Below are 16964 nucleotides of genomic sequence, written 5' to 3' on the forward strand. Positions count from 1 at the left end.
CGTCCCCTCCCTTGAAAGGGAGGGGTGAGAGACAGCGTCCCACGACAATTCAGAAATGGCCGGCGAAGCCCTGCGCCTTGCTATTCCGGCGCCTTTGCCTCTTCCTCGGCTTTGATGTCGGCCTCGATCGCGGCGGCCTGGGCGTCGATCCGGCTCAGGCGTTCCTGGCGCGCGGCCTCGACGAGCTGGGTCCAGTTGGTGCCGTCGCCGACCGCGAGTTCCTCGCGCGCCTGGCGCATCAGCTGGGCGAAACAGCCGCTGGCGCCGCCCGAGCCCGCGGGCGAGCAACTGCCGATGCCGGTGCGGCCCACATATTCGAGGCGCTCGGCGCGGTTCACCCAGCTGTCGCGTCCGGGATCGGTGGGGTTGCCCCGGAGATTCTCGGGGATACGGAAGCGCTCATTCTCGCTCTTGCGCGCGCAGACGACGATCTCGTCATCGCTGCTGCGCGGGCAGGGGTCGTCGCCATAGACGATCAGCTGGTTGATCTTGCCGGGTTCCTGCGCCTGCGCACCGCCAGGCGCGGCCAATGCCAGCAGGATCGCGGGCCCCATAAAACGCATCATCACTTCCTCCTCAACCCTGTCCGGCCGCCGGCCAATCTATCATGGAACCCGCGCGCGCTCACGCGCCGCCTGTCGCCGTTCCTCACGCGCAACGCGCAGCATCTCGGCATAGCAACCCGTCCAGCCGCCAGGCCCGACAACCGAGCAGCTATTGATGCCCGTTCTGCCTGCATATTCAAGCGCTTCGGCACGCACCGCCCAGCTTTCGTTGGCATTCTGCGGCGAGATTTCCTTTTCGCGGAAGCGCTCTGGAATGCGGTAGCGCTCCGATTCGGGCTTGCGCGCGCAGACGACGATCTCGTCCTCTCCGGCGCCGCGCGGACATTCGTCGTCGCCATAGATGACGAGCATGCGCTGGGTTTCCTGCGCGGCCGTGGGGGTTGCGACAACTGCGCCACCAAGCGCCAGCGCCGCGAATATCATGGGGCTTCTCATTCGGCCGTTCCTTTACGCTACCCCGTTAAAACGCACGGTGCCCCGTGAACTCAGATCCGCTTGGACAAGGCGATCGCCGCGCGGCATCCCATACGGATCGCCGCGCTCAGCAAGGGATAGGCCAGCGCATTCTCCGCCCCCGCGGCAAGCGCGGCATCGCGATGCTCGACCTCCTCGGCCTGGAATTCCTCGATCGCCGCGGACAATTCGGAATCGCTGTCGCCAAGCTGTTCGAGCTGTTCGGAATAATGCTTGTCGATCTCGGTCTCGATCGCGGCGGTGCAGGCCATGGCGGCTTCGGGGCCCATCGCGGCGGTGACCGCGCCGAGCGCGAAGCCCGCGACGTGCCAGACGGGCTGGAGCAGCGTCGGGCGCACGCCGCGCCGCGCGATCATTGCATCGAAATGCTTGCGGTGGCGTTCTTCCTGCGCCGCCATGCCCGCGATCGTCCGCGCGACGGCGACGCGATCGCCCATCACCGCCAATTGCCCCGCATAGATTCGCGTCGCGCCGAATTCGCCTGCCTGATCGACGCGGAGCATCGAGGCAGTGTCCGCGCGCTGCTCTCCAGGCCGGACCCGGTTCATGGCTTTCTCGCCCTGGCCATCAGCACCCATATGGCGATCGCAGCGGCAATCGAAAAGATCGCGTTGAAGCCCGCGAGCGAGATTCCGCCTAGCGCCCACTGCGCCTGGTCGCAGCGCACCACCGGCGTCGCCATGATTGCGTTGAGAATATCGTCCGCGCTGCCGCCGCCCAGATTGGTCGAGCAACTGGTCAGCCCTTCCCACCAGCCATATTCGACACCCGCGTGGAACACGCCGATCGCGCCACTGACCAAAATCGCGAGCCCCGCGAGCGCAAGCAGCCACAGCCCCGCCGCGCTCTTCCTGAGCGCGATCGCAAGCACGGCGAGCGCCAGCGCCGCCCAGTGCGGCCAGCGCTGCCAGTAGCACATCTCGCATGGGTGGAGCCCGCCCAGATATTGCGAGCCGAGCGCCCCGCCGAGCAATGCCGTGGGTACGAGCAGCGCGAGCGCGCGCGCCTTGCCGAGTGCGTCCATCACAAGCCCCCCGCGCGCGTCAGCGTTTGCCGGTGGGGCGCGCGGCGACCGTCAGTGGCTTGTTGAGTCGCGTGATCGAATCGATCGCGTAGGTGAGCTGGAAGTCCTCGATCCCCTTTTTCTTCAGCTCGTCCGCGCTCATCTTGAAGCGCGGATCGTCCTTGCCGTCCTCCTCGAGCACGCTGTTGTCGACCTTGGCCTCGTTGATGAGATGGCGCTTGAGGTCAGCCTCGCGGAAACGCGGGCGCGTCTTGTAGTCGGGGTCGGAGAGCTGCGGCACGAGGATGTCGGGCTCGATTCCGCCCTCCTGCACCGAGCGGCCCGAGGGCGTGAAGTAGCGCGCGGTGGTGAGGCGGAGCGCGGTGTTTTCGGTAAGCGGCAGCAGCGTCTGTACCGATCCCTTGCCGAAGCTGCGTTCACCCATGACGACGCCGCGGTGATGATCCTGAATCGCGCCCGCGACGATCTCAGCCGCCGAGGCCGAGCCCGAATCAACGAGCACGACAATGGGAAGCCCCTTCGCCATGTCACCCGGGCGCGCATAGAAGCGCTCGATATCGCCCTTTTGCCGGCCGCGCTGCGAGACGACCTCGCCACGCTCGAGGAAGACGTCAGAGACCTCGACCGCCTGGTCGAGCAGCCCGCCGGGGTTGGATCTGAGGTCGATCACATAGCCGAGCGGCTTGCTGCCCAGCGACTTCTCGATACCGACAACCGCGGCGCGGACGCTTTCGGCCGTCGTGCGCGAGAAGCTGTTGATGTTGATGATGCCGACCTTGTTCTTCACCTCCCACTTCACGGGCTTCAATTCGATGATCTCGCGGGTCAGCGTGACGTCGAAGGGCTTGTCGCGGCCGGGGCGGACGATGGTGAGCTTGATCGAGGTGCCCGGCTTGCCGCGCATCTGGTCGACCGCCTCGTCGAGCGTGCCGCCATAGATCAGCGTGCCGTCGAGGTGCGTGATATAGTCGCCCGCCTTGATTCCCGCGCGATAGGCGGGGGTGTCCTCGGTCGGCGTGATCACCTTGACCGCGCCATCCTCCATCGACACCGTCAGGCCGAGGCCGCCATAGGCGCCGTCGGTCTGGGTGCGCATGTTCTCGAAATCGCGCACGTCGAGATAGGAGCTGTGCGGATCGAGGCTGGCCAGCATGCCGTCGATCGCGCCCTTGATCAGCTTTTCGTCGTCGACCTTCTCGACATAATCGGCGCGGACGCGCTCGAAGACGGCGAGGAACTGGTCGAGCTCGCGCCAGGTGGTCGCGTCGACCGCGGCCATGCTGGCGGTGGTCGCGGGTACGAGCGCCACGACAGACAGGGCAAGGGCGGCGCGGAAGATCGGTTTGGGCATTTGAGTCACGGTTCCTGCAAAAGGATTCCCAGAATTTGTGGGGCGAGCATACAGGCTTTTACGCGCGGGAGAAATGCAAGTTGCCGCTCCGCGGTCGGGACCCTTGCCGATGGTCGGTCCAAACCGATCAAGGCCTGACGACAAGGAAGGGGACGACGCTGCATCGTCCCCTTCCCCAACAGGGAGCAGGCACAGATTAGGACCCCAACCTGAACCTCAGCTGACAAGCGGCACGATATCGACGGGTTTTCCGTCGCGGCGCAGCTCGACGGTAATCGTCGGGCGACCCGCGCCCGCGCGGCCGATCGGGCTGCCCTGCTCGACATTGTCGCCGACCTTGACGCCGAGCCGTGCCATGCCCGTGATCAGCGTGGTCACGCCGCCGCCATGATCGATGATCACGATCTCGCCATAGCCGCGAAAGGGTGCGGCAAAGGCGATCCGCCCGCTGGTCGGCGCCACCACCTGCGCGCCCGGCGCGGTCTGCAGCGTAATGCCCCTAGCGCGTGCGCCCGAGGCCGAAACCTCGCCCAGCCCCGTCACGACATCGCCGACCACGGGCAAGCGATAGGGCGGGTTGCGGCGACTTGCCTGACGGCGATCGGGGGGCGGCGAAGTCGCGCCATCGGGCGCGCGTGGCCGCAGCAACGGGCCCGGCAGGCTGGCCAACGCCTCGCGCGTCGTGGCGGCACCCTCGAGCTCGTCCATCAGTTCGGTAATGTCGCGCGCCCGTTCGCCCAGCGCGATCGCGCGATCGGCTTCGAACATGGCACTGCTCGCATAGCGCTGCGCCCGCGCGCGATGCCCGGCCTCCATCCGCGCGAGCGCGACGCGCTCGACCCGGAGCTTTTGCTGGCCATCGCGCAGCGACGCGGCCGCACTGTCCGCGGTGCGCCTGAGCGCGCGCCCGCGTTCAACTTCCTCGCGCAGTCCGAGAGTGCGCTCCCCGACCACGGGCATCACCGTGGCGAGCAGCGAGCGGATATGGACGACATCGCTGGTCGTGCCCGGGCGGACGAGCGCGAGCGCGGGCGGACGGCGCGACATCGTCTGGAGCGCGGCGACGAGGCGGACGATCGCGCCCTGCTTTTCGGCCAGCCGCGCGCGCTGCGCCGCCTGCAGCCGCGACACGATCGCGATGCGCGCCTCGGCTGCGGCGATCCCCGCCTCGGCCTCCTGGATGCGCGCCGCGACGGCGGCGGCGAGCCTCTGCGCACGGACCGCCTCGTCGCGCTCGGCGGCGGCGTCATGCTCGAACTGCTGCGATCGCTGGTGCGCAATCAGCGCGTCCTGCTTGGCCTTGATCAACGCGCGCTGTTCGTCCTTGAGCGTGGTCGCGGCAGGCGAAAGCGTGGCCGCGCCGAGCCCGAGGCCCAGCGCCGCGATCCCGCCCCATATCGCCGCCCGCTTCATGCGCGCTATCCTTCGCGATGATAGGGGTGGTTGGCAAGGATCGAGGTGGCACGCCACAATTGTTCGGCGAGCATCGCGCGCGCCAGCAGGTGCGGCCAGGTCGCCTTGCCGAAGGCGATCAGCAGGTCCGCTTCGGCGCGCTGGCCATCGTCGAAGCCGTCAGCAGCGCCGATCAGGAAGCGCACCTCGCGCCGCCCCTGGTCGCGCCAGGCCTCCAGCATTTTCGCGAATTGCATCGAACCCAGCTGCTCGCCCTTCTCGTCGAGCATCACCGTGACGGTGCCCGGCTCGTGCGCCGGCATCTTGCCGCCGCTATCGGGCAGCTCGGTCATCCGGAATGGCCAGCTGAGCCGTTTGACATAGCGGTCGACGAGCTCCGCCTCGGGCCCGCGGCCGATACGCCCGCGGGCGACGATATGGAGCAGCATCGGCGCGCGTCAGCCCTCGTTGGCGGCGGGCGCGTCCCCGAAATTCCACATCCGCTCGAGATTGTAGAAGCTACGAACCTCGGGACGGAAGAGATGGACGATCACATCGCCGGCGTCGATGAGTACCCAATCGGCATTGGGCAGACCCTCGATACGCGCGGTTTTGTGAAACTCGGCCTTGATCTTCTCGACGAGCTTCTGCGCCATCGAGGCGACCTGACGCGTGGAACGGCCGCTCGCAATCACCATGTGATCGGCGATGCTGCTTTTTCCGGCTAGCGGGATGGAGACCGTCTCTACCGCCTGGTCGTCTTCGAGCGAAGAGAGCACGAGTTGATGAAGCGCCTCGACGCCTTCGGCGTCATGGGGCACTTTTGCGGAAGCGGTGGCTGGCAAGGTTGCTCCTTCAGGGTATCGGCACTCGTGTCAGACCGTCGCGCGGGACGCTCCGGCCAAAGACGTGGTGCCAATGGGGGTCTGCCTGTCGCAGACGGGTTGCGGAGGTTGGATCAGGGCGAAAGCGCAACAGCACGAGCGCCGGCAAACTCCATTGCGTCCAACGGTTTCTGTGGCATGCGGGGCGGACGAACCCCCTTAGCCAACCCATCGCAGGGCTTGCGCGGGCAGGGCCATCATAACCCGGACGCGCGATTACGGCAATCGGGACCGTGGCCGCAATCCGCCGCCAGTCGCGCCAGCGGTGAAACTGGCCGAGATTGTCGGCCCCCATCAGCCAGATGAAGTCTATCTTCGGATAGCGCCGGCGCAGCGCCGCGATTGTATCCATGGTATAGCGCGTGCCGAGTTGCGCCTCGATTGTGGTAGCGCGAATCCGACTGCGCCGGGCCATCTCCTGCGCCGATGCGAGCCGTACCGAAAGCGGCGCCATATCGGAGGCACCCTGCTTCAGCGGGTTGCCCGGCGAGACCAGCCACCACACCTCGTCGAGCCCGAGCGCCTCTATCGCGAAAAGGCTGATCTTGCGATGGCCCGAATGCGCAGGATTGAACGATCCGCCAAGAAGGCCGACGCGCTTCATCAGGGCCTGGTCTGGCCCGTTCCGCGCACCAGCCATTTATAGGTCGTGAGCCCCTCGAGCGCGACGGGGCCGCGCGCATGGAGCCGGCCGGTGGAAATGCCGATCTCGGCGCCAAGCCCGAATTCGCCGCCATCGGCGAATTGCGTCGAGGCATTGTGCGCGACGATGGCGCTGTCGACGCCTGCAAGGAAGCGTTCGGCGACGGCCTTGTCCTCGGTGATGATCGCGTCGGTGTGGTGCGATCCGTGGCGGGCGATGTGCGCCATGGCGCCTTCCACGCCTTCGACGATCGCGACCGAAGCGATCGCGTCGAGATATTCGGTATCCCAGTCTTCGGCGCTCGCAGCCGTGACGCGAACGTCGAGCGCCTGCACGGCTTCGTCTCCCCGCACCGCGCAGCCCGTCTCGATCAGCGCGCCGATCAGCGACTTGGGATCGGCATAGCCGCGGTCGATCAGCAGCGTTTCCATCGCGCCGCACACCCCGGTGCGGCGCATCTTGGCGTTGACGGCGATCGAGATCGCCTTGTCGGGATCGGCGGCGGCATCGACATAGACATGGTTGATGCCGTCGAGGTGCGCGAGCACGGGCACGCGCGCCTCTTCCTGTACGCGCGCGACGAGCGATTTGCCGCCGCGGGGCACAATGATGTCGATGAGCCCGATTGCGGTCAGCATCGCACCTACCGCGGCGCGATCGGTCACGCCGACAAGCTGGATCGCGTCTTCGGGAAGTCCTTCGGAGACGACACCGCGGACGAGCGCCGCATGGATCGCGCGGTTGCTCGCCATCGCCTCCGAACCTCCGCGCAGGATCGCGGCGTTGCCCGATTTGAGGCAGAGCGCGCCCGCATCGGCGGTCACATTGGGGCGGCTTTCATAGATGATGCCGATCACCCCCAGCGGCACGCGCACGCGCTGGAGGATGAGCCCGTTGGGGCGCAGCGTCTCGTCGATGATTCGGCCAACGGGATCGCGCAGATGCGCCACCGCCTCGACTCCCGCCGCCATTGCCTCGAGCCGTTTGATATCGAGGCTGAGCCGGTCGAGCAGCGCCGGCGACAGGCCGTTGGTGCGGCCGCGCGCCATGTCTTCGGCATTGGCGGCAAGGATCGCATCGCGATCGGCGAGGATCGCGGCCGCCGCCGCTTCGAGCGCCGCCGCCTTGCGCGCGCTCGAAGCGGCGCCGAGTTGCTGCGCCGCCGCACGCGCAGCTTCGCCCATCGAACGGATCAGCGTTTCGCAATCGATGCCCTTCTCGATCATTCCCGCCCGCTAGCACGATCGGCGCGCCACCGAAATAGTCTCTCCACAGCCGCGGGCACGGCTGATATCTCGACGACATGACAGGGGAAATCGAAGCAGCGGGCGACGCGATCACCGGGGGGCTGATCGCACGCGCGGTCGAGGGCGGCGCGGACGGGCACGGCGCGCATGGAGCGATATGCCTCAATTGCGGCACCGCCCTGATCGGGTCGCATTGCCATGAATGCGGCCAGCCCGGGCATGTCCACCGATCGCTGAGCACTATCTGGCACGACATTGCGCATGGCGTGCTGCATTTCGAGGGCAAGATCTGGCGCACGCTTCCGTTGCTTGCCTTTCGCCCTGGCGAACTGACGCGCCGTTATATTCGGGGCGAACGGATGCGCTTCGTTTCGCCGCTCGCGCTGTTCCTGTTCTCGGTCTTCCTGATGTTCGCGGTGCTGAGCTTCTTCGGCAGCTATCTCGAGGCGCCGACAGCAGTCCAGAACGATGTGAGCACGCAGAGCAAGGTCGAGGTCAAGGCGAAGCGCGAGGAGATCGCGGCGGAACTCGCGCGCATCGACCGCCGCATCGCCGAGGCCAGGACCGCGGGCAAAAGCACCGCCGAACTCGAGCGCGAAAAAGCGACCGTTTCGGGTGTGCTCAGGATCGTGGAGGGTGGCCCGACGGTGCTTGCCGACAAGAGCGGCCAGATGTTCGGCGATGCCCGGACGGGCTGGACGCGGCTCGACAAGGGCATCGCCAAGGCCTCCAAAAACCCCAATCTGCTGCTCTACAAGCTGCAAACCAACGCGTACAAATTCTCGTGGATGCTGATCCCGATTTCGGTACCCTTCGTCTGGCTGCTCTTTTTCTGGCACCGCCAGCGCCACGTCTATGACCATGCGGTCTTTGTCACATATTCGCTCGCCTTCATGACGATGTTCTTCACGTTGCTGACGCTGCTCGGCACGCTTGGGCTGGCGAGCAAGTGGATCGCGATCGCGGCGGTGTTCGTCCCGCCGGTCCACATCTACGCCCAGATGAAGGGGGCGTATGAGCAGACGCGCGGCAAGGCGCTGATCCGCACCTTCCTGCTGCTCAACTTTACCGTGTTCACGCTGGTGCTGTTCGGGCTGCTACTGCTCGGGCTTGGGCTGGTGGGCTGACCTCGCCGCAGACTCTTTTTTGCGCCGCAACATTTTTGTCGCGGCCGCTATGGCCTTGATACGCACTTTGCGCCAAAGGCCGGGTCATGACTGGTCCCGCGCATCCCGATGCCCTGGACGCGCAGCGCCCGGGCTTTCGCGAGTTCGTCGCGCTGATCGCGGCAATCATGGCAATGGTCGCGCTGGCGATCGACTCGATGCTGCCCGCGCTCCCCGCGATCGGCGAGAGCTTTGCCGTGGGCGCGGAGAATCACCGCCAATATGTGATCTCGGCCTTCTTGATCGGCTTCGGCGTCGCACAGTTCTTCATCGGCACGCTGTCGGACCGGCTGGGGCGACGCCCCGTGCTGCTCACGGCGCTTGCCGCCTATACGCTGTTCAGCGTCGCCGCCGCCTTCGCGCCGAGCTTCGAGATGCTGCTGGTCGCGCGCATGCTCCAGGGCGCTTCCGCGGCGGGCGGGCGCACATTGGTCGTCTCGATCGTGCGCGACCGCTTCGTCGGCCGCCAGATGGCACGCGTGATGAGCCTCGCCTTCATCGTGTTCATGGCGGCGCCCATCCTGGCGCCTTCGGTCGGACAACTGATCCTGCTCGTCGGCCCGTGGCGCTGGATTTTCGTGGCGCTGGGCCTTGTCGGCATTGCGCTGTGGTGCTGGGTGGCGGCGCGACTTCCCGAAACGCTCGCCCCGGCGGCGCGGATCGCGATCAATCCCGCACAGATCCGGAGTTCCTTTGCACACGTGCTCGGCGACCGGCAATCGACGGGCTACACCGTCGCGGGCGCGTTCCTGACGGGCGCGCTGTTGGGGTTCATCAATTCGGTCCAGCAGATCTTCGCCGATGTCTTCGCGGCGCCACATCTGCTCGCGCCCGTCTTTGCGTGCGTCGCAGCCACGATGGCGGTCGGGTCGCTGATCAACTCGCGGCTGGTCGTGCAACTGGGCATGCGCTCCATCGGCCACTGGGCGCTGATCGGTTTCACCTTGGTGAGCGGCATGCACTTGCTCGTCACCGCCAGCGGGCACGAATCGCTCTGGACCTTCGCGCTGCTCCAGGCGGCCGTGATGGGCTGTTTCGGCCTTGCCACCGCAAATTTCAACGCACTCGCCATGGAGCATGTCGGCGAGGTCGCGGGCACCGCAAGCTCGCTCCAGGGCGCCTTCGCCACGATCAACGGCACGCTGATCGGCATCGCGGTCGGCCAGCTCTATGATGGCACAACGGTGCCGCTCTATGCGGGTTTCTTCGTCTGCGGGCTCGGCGCGCTTACGGCGATCCTCGTCTGCGAACGCGGCCGGCTCTTTGGTCACCCTGCCTAAAGCCTGATCGTTTGAGGTGGAAGCGCTTCGCGCTTCCGCCGAAAGCGTGAATCAGGCTCTATTCAAAGGGTTGAGACCTTGATCCACGCTTCAGACCGATTCAGCCTGAACCGATCAATGTCTAGCTGGCGAGCGTGTGCTCAAGCGTGATCTCGGCCTTGAGGAGCTTGGAGATCGGACAGTTCGTTTTAGCGCCGGCGGCCAGCTCGGCGAACTGCGCCTCCTCGATCCCCGGCACCCTGGCCGAAAGCGTGAGGTCCGAGCGCGTGACGCTGAATCCCTCGCCGTCCTTCTCCAGCTTGACCGCGGCCGAAGTTTCAAGGCTGCCCTCCGAATAGCCCGCCCTTGCCAGCGCGAAGCTCAGCGCCATGGTGAAGCACGCGGCGTGCGCGGCCGCGATCAACTCCTCGGGGTTGGTGCCCGGCTCGTCCTCGAAGCGCGTGGTGAAGGCGTAGGGATTGTCGAGCACGCCCGACTGCGTGGAGACATGCCCCTTTCCGTCCTTGCCGAAGCCTTCATAGCGTGCGGTCGCGGTGCGCGTGATCATGGCAATGCTCCTCTTGGCCGTTGGGCTGAGGGAGCATAACACAGCAACTGTGACAGCATCGGGAGAAGAGACATGGCGTACTGGCTGATGAAATCCGAACCCGACGCCTATGGCTGGGACGATCTGGTCCGCGAAGGCGAAGGCTATTGGGACGGCGTGCGCAACCCGACCGCGGCGCTCCACATGCGCGCGATGAAGAAGGGCGATCAGGTGCTCTTCTATCACAGCAATACCGGGCTCGAGGCCGTGGGAATCATGAAGGTTTCGGCGGAAGCCGAGCCCGACCGGACCGATGACACCGGGCGCTGGGTCGCGGTGAAGGTGAAGCCCGTGAAAGCCCTGCCCAGGCCCGTCAGCCTCAAGGCGATCAAGGCAGAACCTCGACTCGCCGACCTGCCGATGATCAAACAGTCGCGCTTGTCGGTGGTCCCCATATCCGAGGCTCAGTGGAAGGTGATCATGGAAATGGCGGGAGCGTAACGACCGAATCAAAACAAGGGTCGATTCGCCATGGAAACGATTATCCTTACGTAATTTTCCGGAATTTAAACATCTCGTCGCGCGACTCGCTCGACTCGTCACGAGTCCAGACGAGACCGACTCGGGACTTTCAGACTCGCTTGCTATGTGACGTCACCAATCGGAATAGAGCGGGTCGCACAGTGCTGAAAATTCGAGCGGGGTTTGCCGGGCTTCACGCCCGAATGGCCCGGTTTTTCCCTGATCACGAGATCTATGTCCGTTCCGGCGGACAGATGCGATTCCTCAAGATCACCACGGGTTTCCAGATGAAGCTGGCGTCGCTGGCGCTGGTCGGCGTCGTCGCGTGGCTGATGGTGACCGCTGTCATGGTCGGGCTGCAGATCCAGACGCTGCGCGATCGGCTCGCCATCGGCGCGCAGAAGGAAGCGGTCAGCCAGTCGGCGAACCGCGTCCAGGCCTATCGCTCCAGCGTCGATGGCGTTGCCGACCGGCTCGAGAAGCGCCAGCAGATGCTCGACCGGATGGTCGAGGGTTATTTCGGCAGCGTCAAGACCCCCGCGACGACGCCCGCCCCTGCCGCGGACGCCGCCAAGATCAGCGCGGCGATGCCCGAGGCGGCGCCGCTGGCACGGATCGAGCAGCGCCAGTTCGCCTTTGCTGAAACGTTGACCATGGCCGCGACGCTGCGCGCGCAACAGGCCGAGCAGGCGATCCGGCGCTACGGCCTCAATCCCCGGGCGCTCGCCGGCGGCCGCCCCGCTGCTATGGGCGGTCCCTATATTCCCGTCAGGGGCGCCAATGCGCGCTCGCTCAAGGAACTGCAGCTGGCGCGGCTGGCCAGTTCGCTCCAGCGGCTCGACCAGATGGAGCGCGCGCTGCTCGCCATTCCCAATTCGTCGCCCACCGCGCCGACGGCGCTCACCAGCGGCTTCGGCTATCGCGCCGATCCCTTCACCGGCGGCGGCGCGATGCATGCCGGGCTCGATTTCTCTGGTCATACCGGCCAGCCGATCGCCGCAGCCGCCGCGGGCCGCGTCACGCATGCCGGCCCCGCCTCGGGCTATGGCAATCTCGTCACGATCGATCACGGTCACGGAATCGAAACCCGTTACGGGCATCTGTCGGGCTTTGACGTGAAGGTGGGCGACATCGTGACCCGCGGCGAGCAGGTCGCGCGCATGGGCAATACCGGGCGTTCGACGGGCACGCACCTCCACTTCGAAGTGCGCATCAACGGGCGCGCGATGAATCCGCGACCTTTCCTGGAGGCCAATGTCGATGTTCTCAAAGTCCAAGACGACGTCAAAAAGCGGTTCGCAAAGCCCGTCGAACGTGGCTAAGGGCGGCCAGAGTCGCAGCGCGGCGACGTTTTCGGTCATCGGCGCGGACGTCGTCATCACCGGGAACATCAGCGCGACGGTCGACCTGCATATCGACGGTCATGTCGAGGGCGACATCAGCTGCGCCGCGCTCGTCCAGGGCGAGGGCAGCCGCATCACCGGCGCGATCTTGGCGGACAGCGCGCGGCTTTCGGGCACGCTCGACGGATCGATCACCGCGCGCGAACTGATTGTCGAGCGCACCGCGCGCGTGACGGGCGACATCGCCTATGAAAGCATCTCGATCGAGACCGGCGGCGTGGTCGAGGGACGCTTCGCCATGAAGGGCGGAGCGCCGCTGCTCACCTCGGAGCATGAGAGCCAGCTCAAACTGGTCGCGTCGAGCCCCGCCGAGTAGTACCCCCACAACTCAATAGGCAAGCGCGCAGCCATCGGCGCGCATCTCGCTCGCCGCCGCATAGACGCGGTCCTTGCCCTCGTGGCGCAACTCGACGCATTCGTAGCGGCCGAAACCGCCGTCGCTCTCACCGATCTTCCAGCCCATGCCCGCCAGCGCCGCGCACGTTGCCGCGGGCACGCCGCTTTCGAGGCGTAACAGGCCCGTCGCACCCAGCGCCGGGTCGTCCTCGCCCATCGACTGCGACGAGCCCTCATGATGCCAGCGCGGCGAATCTCCCGCGGCCTGAATCTCGAGGCCGTAATCCTGGCGGTTGGCGATGATCTGGGTCTGCCCCTGCGGCTGCATGTCACCGCCCATGACGCCGAACGCCATCCAGGGCTGGCCGTCCTTCGTCGCGAAGCCGGGGATGATCGTCTGGAAGGGCCGCTTGCCCGGCGCGTAGATATTGGGATGGCCGTCCTTCAATGAGAAGAGCTGGCCGCGGTCCTGGAACATGAAGCCCAGACCGTCGGCGACCAGCCCCGAACCCATGCCGCGGAAGTTGGATTGGATCATGGAGACCATCATCCCGTCCTTGTCGGCGCAGCTGAAATAGGTGGTGTCACCCTTGCTCGGCGCCTGCCCCGGATGAACGGGGGTGAGGATGCGGTCGGGGCGGATCAGCTTCGCGCGCTCCGCCGCGTACTCCTTGGAGATCAGCCAGTCGACGGGCACCTTGGAGAAGTGCGGATCGGCGTAGTAGCGCGCGCGATCCTCATAGGCGAGGCGCTTGGCCTCGACCTGCAGGTGGATCGAAAGCGGAGACTGGAAGCCCGCCGTGCCCATGTCGAAATTCTCGAGGATGTTGAGCATCTGCAGCGTCGCGATGCCCTGCGTGTTGGCGCCGAGCGCATGGACACCGACGCCGCGATAGCTGGTCATGTGCGGTTCGATCCATTCGCCGCGGTGCGCCGCCAGATCCTCATAACGCAGCCAGCCGCCGATGCGCTTGAAATAGGCGTCGATCGTCTTGGCGATCGGCCCCGTGTAGAATGCGTCTCGCCCACCCTCGGCGATCAGCCGCAGCGTGCGAGCCAGATCGGGGTTGCGGAACACCCCGCCCGTCTTCGGCGCCTCGCCACCCGGTGCCCACGTCCTGAGCGCATTGTCGAGTTCCTCGATCTGCCCCGAATTGCGCTTGAAATTGGCGAGGCTGCGCCGGATCGACCAGGCGATCAGGTCGGGGACCGGCGCACCGTTCTCGGCAAGCTCGATCGCCGGCTGCAGTATCTCGGCCCATTTCAATTTGCCGTAGCGCTGGTGGAGCATCCACCACGCGTCGACCGTGCCGGGCACCGAGACCGTGACGGCGCCATAAGGCGGCAGCACGCCGTTCTTCGCGCGCTTGCGCACCGTGTCGAGGCTCAGGCCCCGCGGCGACTTGCCCGAACCCGCGAGCCCCATCACCTTGCCCGCCTTGGGGTCCCACAGCATGACATAGCAATCACCACCGATGCCGTTGGCGGTGGGCTCGAGGAAGCCGAGACACGCGTTGATCGCGATCGCCGCATCGACCGCCGAGCCGCCGCGCTTCAATATGTCGATCCCCGCCATCGTCGCGAGCGGATGCGCGGTACCCGCAGCGCCCGACATGCCATAGGCGGCGGTGCGCGATCCGAAGCTTGCGCCAACCGGACGATCGCCGACACCGACATCACGGCGAATGAAGCGGTCCTCGTCCGGCTTCCAGCTTGCGGGCAGATCGGGCGCCAGTCCGGGCGCGGGCTTGCCGCCCGCGGCGCCTTCAGGCTGTTGCGCGAGAAGCGGTGCCCCTAGTGCAACAGCGGGGACGGAAGCGAGAAAGGTCCTGCGGCGCAACTTTTCCTCCAGCATCGAATGATGACGGGGTGTTGCGGCCATTCAGACGCGCGCGCAACCCCATGTCACGCGCGCAAGGTAGAAGCTACTCGCGGAAGCTCGGGTCGATGCGGTCGAGCTTGCGGAGCAGCGCGGGCCAGGCGAGCAGGTCGGCGGCCATCGCCATGGTCGGGCCGGTCGTCTGCTCCTTGACCTTTTCAGGCGTGCCCTGCGGCGGATTGTTGAGCCCGTTGCGCCCGGCGGAGAGCATGTGGACCTGCACCTCGCACGCGCGCTCGAGGAAATACATGCGCAGGAAGGCGCGGCCGACGGTCTCGCCGACGGTGAGCGTGCCGTGGTTGCGGAGCAGCATCGCGCTCTTTTCGCCAAGGTCCTGCACAAGCCGCTCGCGCTCGTCGAGGTCGGTCGCGATCCCCTCATAGTCGTGATAGGCGATGTCGTGCCGCGCGATCATCGCGGTCTGGGTATGCGGCAGCAGCCCCTCCTCCATCGCCGAGACGGCCTGGCCGTAGGGTGTATGCAGGTGCATCACCGCATGCGCGTCCTCGCGCGCCATGTGGACCGCCGAATGGATCGTGAAGCCCGCAGCGTTGACCATATAGGGGGTCTCCATCACGGGCATGCCATCGGTGTCGATCTTGACCAGCGAAGAGGCGGTGATCTCCTCGAACATCAGCTGATAGGGATTGATCAGGAAATGATGCTCGGGCCCGGGCACGCGCGCCGAGAGATGCGTAAAGATGAGGTCGTCCCAGCCGTATAGCGCGACGAGCCGATAGGCGGCCGCGAGATCGACGCGGATCTTCCATTCCTCTTCCGAAACCTGGTCGCGGACGCTCTTGATGGGAATCGCGGCGGTGGCCATGGACGCTCTCCTGATCTGTTTGGCGAAGTCATATCAGGCTGTGCACACAAAGACTGTCGGATTTTTGACAATTGGCGCGCACCGCGCACAATGGCGCGATGGACGAGGATGCACAGACCGCGCTGCTTGAGACCGATCCCTGGTTCGCGAGCCTCGAGGCGCCGCTCAGACAGCGCATTCTCTCGCGGGTACGGCTGCGCAGCTTTGCGCAGGATGCACGCATCTATCGCATCGGCGACCCGCCTGACGGACTGCACGCAGTGATCCGCGGCGAAGTGCGGCTGGTCGCCTATCCCGCACCCGGCCGGCAGATCCTCAACATGATCGTGCGGCCGGGCAACTGGTTCGGCGAGGTATCGGTGCTCGATGGCGGGCCGCGTCCGCACGATGCGGTGGCGGTGCGGCCGACGCTGGTCGCGACGCTGGCGCCGCACGATATCGAGGCGATCGCCGGCGACACGCCGGGGCTCTACCGGCATGTCGGCACGCTTTCCTGCCGACACCAGCGTGCCTCGCTCCGCTTCATCGGCGCGCTGCTGACCGCTTCGCCCCAGGACCGGATCCTGACCTTGGCGGACGCGGCCGCCAGTCCCGATGCGGATGGCGTGCCCGTGCTGCGCATGACGCAGGAGGATCTTGCCGGGCTGGTCGGGCTATCGCGCCAGCACCTCAACACTCTACTCTGCGCGATGGAGCGCGCGGGCCGTATCCAGCGCAGCTACGGCGCGATCAGGGTGCTGGAGCGTGCTGACGCGCCTGAACGGGCCTGAGCGCCACCGCAAGCAGCAGCGCCCATCCCGCCCCCACCAGCCAGCCGGCACCGACATCGCTCGGCCAATGAACACCGAGCCAGACGCGCGACAGGCCGATGAGGAACACCACCAGTCCGGTTGCCGCCCATATCGCGTGACGTTGCCGCTTGCGCCACCAAAGCACCGTCGCAATCAGCGCTATCGCGCCATAAACCGCGGCGCTGTTCGCGGCGTGACCGCTGGGCAGACTCCATGTGGCGTCGACATCGGTCAGCCGCTCGACCAGTTCGGGGCGTGGGCGGTGAAATAGTGCCTTGAGCACCCAGGCGTTGAGCGCCGCGATGCCGAGCGCGGTGTAGAGGATGTACGACACCGCGCGGTAGAGCTTGCGCCAGACCAGATAGCCCATGAAGGCGAGCGCGATCAGCGAACGCGGCAAGCCGTCGCCCAGCCAGCTCGCCCCGCGCATCGCCGCGTCGGCCCAATCGGGCAGCGGATCGGTGACGCCGCGAAGCCCCGTCATCGCGGCTGTATCGAGCGGCAGCAGCACGCCCGCCATCACCAGCGCGATGACGAGCGCGGCGAGCGCCCAGGCTGCCAGCCCGATCTTCAGGAAGCGCGCGTTTATGGCGTCGATAACCACAATGCCCCCTACCCCGCGTCTATCATTCCCGCGAAAGCGGGAATCCAGTC

The 16964-nt window shown here is 66.3% G+C and carries 20 protein-coding genes; 6 read left to right on the top strand and 14 right to left on the bottom strand.

The genetic code is table 11. The features are described from left to right. Nucleotides 1-80: 80 nt before the first annotated feature. From AC3WJD_RS17365 to AC3WJD_RS17410, 10 genes are all read right to left on the bottom strand, one after another. The gene (locus tag AC3WJD_RS17365) at nucleotides 81-566 is read right to left on the bottom strand and encodes a hypothetical protein (protein ID WP_492747977.1); all 486 of its coding nucleotides are present in this window, start codon (nucleotides 564-566) and stop codon (nucleotides 81-83) included. A gap of 39 nt (nucleotides 567-605) precedes the next feature. Next, nucleotides 606-1001, bottom strand: coding sequence for a hypothetical protein (locus tag AC3WJD_RS17370; RefSeq protein ID WP_492747978.1), 396 nt, complete (start codon nucleotides 999-1001; stop codon nucleotides 606-608). Nucleotides 1002-1051: 50 nt separating this feature from the next. After that, entirely contained in the window at nucleotides 1052-1588 is a 537-nt protein-coding gene (locus AC3WJD_RS17375) for a demethoxyubiquinone hydroxylase family protein (protein ID WP_492747979.1), read from the bottom strand. After that, the gene (locus AC3WJD_RS17380) at nucleotides 1585-2064 is read right to left on the bottom strand and encodes a disulfide bond formation protein B (protein WP_492747980.1); all 480 of its coding nucleotides are present in this window, start codon (nucleotides 2062-2064) and stop codon (nucleotides 1585-1587) included. Before AC3WJD_RS17380 ends, AC3WJD_RS17375 begins: the two co-directional genes overlap by 4 nt. 19 nt (nucleotides 2065-2083) lie before the next feature. Beyond that, nucleotides 2084-3415 carry a S41 family peptidase gene (locus AC3WJD_RS17385; protein WP_492747981.1) on the bottom strand — a complete coding sequence of 444 codons (1332 nt, stop codon included), beginning with the start codon at nucleotides 3413-3415 and terminating at the stop codon, nucleotides 2084-2086. Nucleotides 3416-3631: 216 nt separating this feature from the next. Beyond that, nucleotides 3632-4828 carry a murein hydrolase activator EnvC family protein gene (locus AC3WJD_RS17390; protein WP_492747982.1) on the bottom strand — a complete coding sequence of 399 codons (1197 nt, stop codon included), beginning with the start codon at nucleotides 4826-4828 and terminating at the stop codon, nucleotides 3632-3634. Nucleotides 4829-4833: 5 nt separating this feature from the next. After that, nucleotides 4834-5256 (bottom strand): 23S rRNA (pseudouridine(1915)-N(3))-methyltransferase RlmH, encoded by a 423-nt coding sequence (locus AC3WJD_RS17395; RefSeq protein WP_492747983.1) that lies wholly within the window; start codon nucleotides 5254-5256, stop codon nucleotides 4834-4836. 9 nt (nucleotides 5257-5265) lie between these two features. Continuing rightward, complete coding sequence (rsfS, locus tag AC3WJD_RS17400; protein WP_492747984.1) at nucleotides 5266-5652, bottom strand: ribosome silencing factor; 387 nt, start codon at nucleotides 5650-5652, stop codon at nucleotides 5266-5268. Between the two features lie 10 nt (nucleotides 5653-5662). Further along, the gene (locus AC3WJD_RS17405; RefSeq protein ID WP_492747985.1) at nucleotides 5663-6295 is read right to left on the bottom strand and encodes a nicotinate-nucleotide adenylyltransferase; all 633 of its coding nucleotides are present in this window, start codon (nucleotides 6293-6295) and stop codon (nucleotides 5663-5665) included. Then, on the bottom strand, nucleotides 6295-7560 hold the full coding sequence (locus AC3WJD_RS17410; RefSeq protein ID WP_492747986.1) for a glutamate-5-semialdehyde dehydrogenase: 1266 nt from the start codon (nucleotides 7558-7560) through the stop codon (nucleotides 6295-6297). The genes AC3WJD_RS17405 and AC3WJD_RS17410 overlap by 1 nt, the downstream gene beginning before the upstream one ends. Before the next feature lie 77 nt (nucleotides 7561-7637). Between AC3WJD_RS17410 and AC3WJD_RS17415 the strand changes: the two genes are divergently transcribed. Together AC3WJD_RS17415 and AC3WJD_RS17420 are read left to right on the top strand one after the other, a co-directional pair. After that, a complete protein-coding gene (locus AC3WJD_RS17415) occupies nucleotides 7638-8708 on the top strand; it encodes a DUF3667 domain-containing protein (protein ID WP_492747987.1) in 1071 nt (356 codons plus the stop codon). A gap of 86 nt (nucleotides 8709-8794) precedes the next feature. After that, nucleotides 8795-10027 (top strand): multidrug effflux MFS transporter, encoded by a 1233-nt coding sequence (locus AC3WJD_RS17420; protein ID WP_492747988.1) that lies wholly within the window; start codon nucleotides 8795-8797, stop codon nucleotides 10025-10027. A gap of 121 nt (nucleotides 10028-10148) precedes the next feature. Here AC3WJD_RS17420 and AC3WJD_RS17425 read toward each other — a convergent pair whose 3' ends face one another. Continuing rightward, entirely contained in the window at nucleotides 10149-10574 is a 426-nt protein-coding gene (locus AC3WJD_RS17425) for an OsmC family protein (RefSeq protein WP_492747989.1), read from the bottom strand. Between the two features lie 72 nt (nucleotides 10575-10646). Between AC3WJD_RS17425 and AC3WJD_RS17430 the strand changes: the two genes are divergently transcribed. The 3 genes from AC3WJD_RS17430 to AC3WJD_RS17440 all read left to right on the top strand — a co-directional run bounded on the left by AC3WJD_RS17430 (nucleotide 10647) and on the right by AC3WJD_RS17440 (nucleotide 12794). Then, entirely contained in the window at nucleotides 10647-11054 is a 408-nt protein-coding gene (locus AC3WJD_RS17430) for an EVE domain-containing protein (protein ID WP_492747990.1), read from the top strand. 224 nt (nucleotides 11055-11278) lie between these two features. Beyond that, nucleotides 11279-12397: a M23 family metallopeptidase gene (locus tag AC3WJD_RS17435; protein WP_492747991.1), complete on the top strand. Its 1119-nt coding sequence runs from the start codon at nucleotides 11279-11281 to the stop codon at nucleotides 12395-12397. Next, nucleotides 12390-12794, top strand: coding sequence for a bactofilin family protein (locus AC3WJD_RS17440; RefSeq protein WP_492747992.1), 405 nt, complete (start codon nucleotides 12390-12392; stop codon nucleotides 12792-12794). Before AC3WJD_RS17435 ends, AC3WJD_RS17440 begins: the two co-directional genes overlap by 8 nt. A 12-nt stretch (nucleotides 12795-12806) precedes the next feature. Here AC3WJD_RS17440 and AC3WJD_RS17445 read toward each other — a convergent pair whose 3' ends face one another. Together AC3WJD_RS17445 and AC3WJD_RS17450 are read right to left on the bottom strand one after the other, a co-directional pair. Continuing rightward, on the bottom strand, nucleotides 12807-14654 hold the full coding sequence (locus tag AC3WJD_RS17445; protein WP_492747993.1) for a gamma-glutamyltransferase family protein: 1848 nt from the start codon (nucleotides 14652-14654) through the stop codon (nucleotides 12807-12809). An 85-nt stretch (nucleotides 14655-14739) separates the two neighbouring features. After that, complete coding sequence (locus AC3WJD_RS17450) at nucleotides 14740-15519, bottom strand: class II aldolase/adducin family protein (RefSeq protein WP_492747994.1); 780 nt, start codon at nucleotides 15517-15519, stop codon at nucleotides 14740-14742. 71 nt (nucleotides 15520-15590) lie between these two features. Between AC3WJD_RS17450 and AC3WJD_RS17455 the strand changes: the two genes are divergently transcribed. After that, nucleotides 15591-16289, top strand: a complete 699-nt coding sequence (locus AC3WJD_RS17455) for a Crp/Fnr family transcriptional regulator (RefSeq protein ID WP_492747995.1) — start codon at nucleotides 15591-15593, stop codon at nucleotides 16287-16289. On the opposite strand, the gene AC3WJD_RS17460 is transcribed toward AC3WJD_RS17455, so the two are convergent. Continuing rightward, nucleotides 16249-16914: a phosphatase PAP2 family protein gene (locus tag AC3WJD_RS17460; RefSeq protein WP_492747996.1), complete on the bottom strand. Its 666-nt coding sequence runs from the start codon at nucleotides 16912-16914 to the stop codon at nucleotides 16249-16251. The genes AC3WJD_RS17455 and AC3WJD_RS17460 overlap by 41 nt on opposite strands. Nucleotides 16915-16964: the final 50 nt, after the last annotated feature.

Source organism: Sphingobium sp. FW306-1B-F04DB (assembly GCF_058781925.1).

What these genes read in the sequence shown, in the direction of transcription:
- AC3WJD_RS17415 (WP_492747987.1), top strand. Translation starts at nt 7,638, where the DNA reads ATGACAGGGGAAATCGAAGCAGCGGGCGACGCGATCACCGGGGGGCTG.
- AC3WJD_RS17370 (WP_492747978.1), bottom strand. Translation starts at nt 1,001, where the DNA reads ATGAGAAGCCCCATGATATTCGCGGCGCTGGCGCTTGGTGGCGCAGTT.
- AC3WJD_RS17435 (WP_492747991.1), top strand. Translation starts at nt 11,279, where the DNA reads ATGGCCCGGTTTTTCCCTGATCACGAGATCTATGTCCGTTCCGGCGGA.
- AC3WJD_RS17375 (WP_492747979.1), bottom strand. Translation starts at nt 1,588, where the DNA reads ATGAACCGGGTCCGGCCTGGAGAGCAGCGCGCGGACACTGCCTCGATG.
- AC3WJD_RS17420 (WP_492747988.1), top strand. Translation starts at nt 8,795, where the DNA reads ATGACTGGTCCCGCGCATCCCGATGCCCTGGACGCGCAGCGCCCGGGC.
- AC3WJD_RS17380 (WP_492747980.1), bottom strand. Translation starts at nt 2,064, where the DNA reads ATGGACGCACTCGGCAAGGCGCGCGCGCTCGCGCTGCTCGTACCCACG.
- AC3WJD_RS17410 (WP_492747986.1), bottom strand. Translation starts at nt 7,560, where the DNA reads ATGATCGAGAAGGGCATCGATTGCGAAACGCTGATCCGTTCGATGGGC.
- AC3WJD_RS17425 (WP_492747989.1), bottom strand. Translation starts at nt 10,574, where the DNA reads ATGATCACGCGCACCGCGACCGCACGCTATGAAGGCTTCGGCAAGGAC.
- AC3WJD_RS17385 (WP_492747981.1), bottom strand. Translation starts at nt 3,415, where the DNA reads ATGCCCAAACCGATCTTCCGCGCCGCCCTTGCCCTGTCTGTCGTGGCG.
- AC3WJD_RS17430 (WP_492747990.1), top strand. Translation starts at nt 10,647, where the DNA reads ATGGCGTACTGGCTGATGAAATCCGAACCCGACGCCTATGGCTGGGAC.
- AC3WJD_RS17365 (WP_492747977.1), bottom strand. Translation starts at nt 566, where the DNA reads ATGATGCGTTTTATGGGGCCCGCGATCCTGCTGGCATTGGCCGCGCCT.
- AC3WJD_RS17405 (WP_492747985.1), bottom strand. Translation starts at nt 6,295, where the DNA reads ATGAAGCGCGTCGGCCTTCTTGGCGGATCGTTCAATCCTGCGCATTCG.
- AC3WJD_RS17450 (WP_492747994.1), bottom strand. Translation starts at nt 15,519, where the DNA reads ATGGCCACCGCCGCGATTCCCATCAAGAGCGTCCGCGACCAGGTTTCG.
- AC3WJD_RS17390 (WP_492747982.1), bottom strand. Translation starts at nt 4,828, where the DNA reads ATGAAGCGGGCGGCGATATGGGGCGGGATCGCGGCGCTGGGCCTCGGG.
- AC3WJD_RS17395 (WP_492747983.1), bottom strand. Translation starts at nt 5,256, where the DNA reads ATGCTGCTCCATATCGTCGCCCGCGGGCGTATCGGCCGCGGGCCCGAG.